Below are 3,880 nucleotides of genomic sequence, written 5' to 3' on the forward strand. Positions count from 1 at the left end.
CGCCGCCGCCGAGCAGACGCTCCGGGACACCGGCGTGGACGCCACGACCGCCGACGAGGACGCCGGTCAGGACGCGTCCGGGGACGCACCGGCCGAGGAGACGGCCGAGGGGACGGCCGACGCACCGGTGGCCGCGTCCGGCGCCGAGGCACCCGGTGAGGACGCGCCGGACACCCACGCGCCCGACACCGACGCGCCCGACACCGACGCGCCGGACACCCACGCGCCCGACACCGACGCGCCCACCGCCGACGCGCCCGACACCCACGCGCCCACCGCCGACGCGCCGGAGGACGCCCCGGACGACCACCGGGCCGCTCCTCCCGCCGAGCCGGACCCCGAGACCACGATGAAGGTCCGGCTGCCCTCGCCGCAGCGGACCCACGACCCGCAGCGGACCCACGACCCGTACGCCATCGGCCCCGACCGTCACGAGCGTGCCGCCGACAGCAGCCCGGCGGCCCCCGCGGACCCCGGAGCCGCTCCGCCGGCCCCGCCCGCCGCCACCGCGGTCGACACCCTGCCGGGCCCCCGGCAGCCGGCCGCCGCGCCCCCCGGCGCGGGACTGGGCGAGGAGGTGCCCGACCCGGCACCGGTACCCGAGCGGCTCACCGACAAGGGCCTGCCGAAGCGGACACCGAAGATCGTCGCTCCGCCCGCCGCCACGGGCACCGAACGCAAGGGCACCCTCGACAAGGACGCCCTGCGGCGTAGGCTCGGCGGCTTCCACCAGGGTGCGATGGAAGGCAGGCGCGACGTCGAGGCCGAACTCACCGAGAACACGTCAGAGACCGATGAGACGGGGGACACAGTCGAGGAGGCACGCAGTTGACTGCTCCCAGCACGTTCGGGCTGAGCACCGAGGCCCGGAACCTGCACTGGTTGCTGAGCAATCTCGTGGAGGAGGTGCCAGGGGTCCACTCGGTCACCGTCGTCTCGTCCGACGGGCTGATGCTGCTCTCCTCCGACCCCGGCCTCACCACGGCCAAGGCGGCCGGAGGACAGCGGGGCCCGAGGGGTTCCAGCGCCGATCTCGCCACCATCGTCTCGGGCATCGGCTCGCTGACCGTCGGTGCCGCCAAGCTGATGGACGGCGGAGCGATCAAGCAGACGATGGTCGCGATGGACGAGGGCAGCGTCTTCGTCATGTCGATCAGCGACGGCTCCCTGCTCGGTGTGCACGCCACGCCGGACTGCGACATGAGTGTCGTCGCCTACCACATGGCGCTCTTCGTCGGCCGCGCCGGTCATGTACTCACCCCCGAACTCCGCAGTGAGCTGCGCAAATCGATGGAGAGTGCCCAGTGACGTCCGCCGCCGAACCCGTACGCAAGCTCCCCGTCCGGGGCGCCGGCCGCAAGCCGGCGCGGGTGCGCCCGTACTCCCTCACCGGAGGCCGGACCCGCTTCGGGCACGTGCTCCTCGTGGAGACGTTCGTGGCGGCGCTGGAGGCACCCGAGGAGCGCCGCGAGCTGACCAACGGCAACCTCGCCTCGCGCGTCATGCCGGAGCTCCGCGCCATCGTGGAACTCTGCCGCCGGATGCGTACGGTCGCGGAGATCTCGGCCATGCTGAAGATGCCGCTCGGCGTGGTGCGGGTACTGCTCAGCGACTTGGCCGACCAGGGAAAGATCCGCGTGTACGGGACCGGTCACGGCGCCGGGCAGCCCGACCGCGCACTGCTCGAAAGGGTGCTCAATGGACTCCGCCGTCTCTGAGGCTCCGCTCTTCGCCCCGCGGCAGCCGGGGCCCGAGGACCAGCCCGAGGAGTCGGTGCAGGCCTGGCAGCTCGACCACACCCGTGCGCCCATCGCGACCAAGATCGTGGTCGCGGGCGGATTCGGGGTCGGCAAGACGACCTTCGTGCGCTCCGTCTCCGAGATAACCCCGCTGCAGACCGAAGCGCTGATGACCCGGGCCAGTGAGGGCACCGACGACCTCAGTGCCACCCCCGACAAGGTCACCACGACCGTCGCGATGGACTTCGGCCGCCTCACGCTCGACGACGACCTCGTGCTGTACGTCTTCGGCACGCCCGGTCAGCAGCGTTTCTGGTTCATGTGGGACGACCTGGTGCGCGGTGCGATCGGCGCGGTCGTCCTCGCCGACACCCGCCGCCTCGCCGACTGCTTCGCCGCGCTCGACTACTTCGAGAGCTGCGGGCTGCCGTACATCGTCGCCGTCAACCACTTCGAGGGGACGGCCGGTTACGAGGAGGCGGACGTCAGGGAGGCCCTGACCGTGCCCCCGCACGTCCCTGTGGTGATCATGGACGCACGCCAGAGGATCACCGTCGTCGAGTCGCTGCTCGCCCTGGTGGGCCACGCACTCGACGTCACCCCCGACTGAGGGGTGCCGCGCAGTCCCGGCGGGCGCCCGGCAACGGCGCCCCGCCGGGGCGCTGGCACGTCCGCACGCGTCCGGTGTGCGGACGTCCCCGCGGCCTCGCGGTGCACCGCGTCCGGCACCGCGCACCGGCCCACCAGGGGCCGGGGGACGCTCCTCAGGCCCCGGCGCCCCGTACCCATGTCCACGTAACGGAGAACGCGATGCGGAAGATACTGATAGTCGGAGCCGGCCAGTCCGGTCTTCAGCTGGCCCTCGGCCTCCAGTCCCAGGGGTATGAGGTCACCCTCATGTCCAACCGCACGGCCGACGAGATCCGGACCGGCCGGGTCATGTCGACCCAGTGCATGTTCCACACGGCGCTGGAGCACGAGCGCGAACTCCAGCTCGGCTTCTGGGAGTCGCAGGCCCCCCGCATCGAGGGTCTCGGCCTCTCGGTGGCCGCGCCCGACTCCACGCGTGCCGTCGACTGGGTGGGCAGGCTCAACGGCTTCGCGCAGTCCGTGGACCAGCGCGTGAAGATGGCCGGCTGGATGGAGACGTTCGCGCAGCGCGGCGGGCAGCTCGTCATCCACGGCGCCGCCGTCTCCGACCTCGACTACTTCTCCCGCACCTACGACCTGGTGATGGTCTCGGCCGGCAAGGGCGAGCTGGTCTCCATGTTCAGCCGTGACGCGGCCCGTTCGCCCTACGACGCCCCGCAGCGCGCCCTCTCCGTCGCGTACGTCCACGGGCTGGCCCCGCGCCCGGAGCACCCGGACTTCGACGCGGTCCGCTGCAACCTGGTGCCGGGGGTCGGCGAGCTCTTCATCATGCCGACGCTGACCACCTCGGGGCGCGCCGACATCCTGTTCTGGGAAGGCGTCCCCGGTGGCCCGCTGGACGTCTTCCAGGGCATCAAGGACCCCGCCGAACACCTGGCGAAGACCCTGGAGCTCATGGAGCGCTTCCTGCCCTGGGAGTACGCGCGCGCCACCAAGGTCGAGCTGACCGACGCCAACGGCACCCTCGCGGGCCGTTACGCCCCGACCGTCCGCAAGCCGGTCGGCCGGCTGCCCGGCGGCGGCCTGGTGCTGGGCGTCGGTGACGTGGTCGTCGCCAACGACCCGATCACCGGCCAGGGTTCCAACACCGCCTCCAAGTGCGCGCACTCCTACCTGCACTCGATCATCGAGCACGGGGACCGCGAGTTCGACGCCGCGTGGATGCAGGCCGCCTTCGACCGGCACTGGGAGAAGACCCAGCACGTGGTGAGGTGGACGAACGCCATGCTGGCCCCGCCGCCGGAGCACGTGCTGAACCTGATCGGCGCGGGCGGGCAGTTCCAGCCGGTCGCCGACCGGTTCGCCAACGCCTTCGACGACCCGGCGGACCTGGACGCGTTCTTCTTCGAGCCGGACCGGACGAACGCCTACCTCGCCGAGGTCGCGGCCGCCGCCCGGGCCTGACCTCCCGAACCCGGGGCCTCCCCGCGTGCGGGGCGGCCCCTCAGAGGCCCCGGGCGTCGAAGCCGGTGTCCGCCCCCTCGGCGGCG

4 protein-coding genes and 1 pseudogene are annotated in these 3,880 nt (G+C 72.5%); all 5 read left to right on the forward strand.

Annotated elements, in window-relative coordinates; genetic code table 11:
• A pseudogene (locus IH13_RS44515) lies at nucleotides 1-832 on the forward strand (histidine kinase); the annotation flags it as partial.
• Nucleotides 829-1,308, forward strand: a complete 480-nt coding sequence (locus IH13_RS0110545; protein WP_031083185.1) for a roadblock/LC7 domain-containing protein — start codon at nucleotides 829-831, stop codon at nucleotides 1,306-1,308. The pseudogene IH13_RS44515 and the gene IH13_RS0110545, both read left to right, overlap by 4 nt.
• A complete protein-coding gene (locus tag IH13_RS0110550) occupies nucleotides 1,305-1,718 on the forward strand; it encodes a DUF742 domain-containing protein (protein WP_031083187.1) in 414 nt (137 codons plus the stop codon). The genes IH13_RS0110545 and IH13_RS0110550 overlap by 4 nt, the downstream gene beginning before the upstream one ends.
• Nucleotides 1,699-2,349 carry a GTP-binding protein gene (locus IH13_RS0110555; RefSeq protein ID WP_031083189.1) on the forward strand — a complete coding sequence of 217 codons (651 nt, stop codon included), beginning with the start codon at nucleotides 1,699-1,701 and terminating at the stop codon, nucleotides 2,347-2,349. Before IH13_RS0110550 ends, IH13_RS0110555 begins: the two co-directional genes overlap by 20 nt.
• Before the next feature lie 200 nt (nucleotides 2,350-2,549).
• Nucleotides 2,550-3,794 (forward strand): styrene monooxygenase/indole monooxygenase family protein, encoded by a 1,245-nt coding sequence (locus IH13_RS0110560; RefSeq protein ID WP_031083191.1) that lies wholly within the window; start codon nucleotides 2,550-2,552, stop codon nucleotides 3,792-3,794.
• The last annotated feature ends 86 nt before the right edge of the window (nucleotides 3,795-3,880 follow it).

The sequence above is a fragment of the Streptomyces sp. NRRL WC-3549 genome (assembly GCF_000721935.1).
Lineage (GTDB): Bacteria > Actinomycetota > Actinomycetes > Streptomycetales > Streptomycetaceae > Streptomyces.

Bases quoted from the DNA above. Each gene is read 5' to 3' on its own strand.
- IH13_RS0110560 (WP_031083191.1), top strand. From the start codon at position 2,550: ATGCGGAAGATACTGATAGTCGGAGCCGGCCAGTCCGGTCTTCAGCTG.
- IH13_RS0110555 (WP_031083189.1), top strand. From the start codon at position 1,699: ATGGACTCCGCCGTCTCTGAGGCTCCGCTCTTCGCCCCGCGGCAGCCG.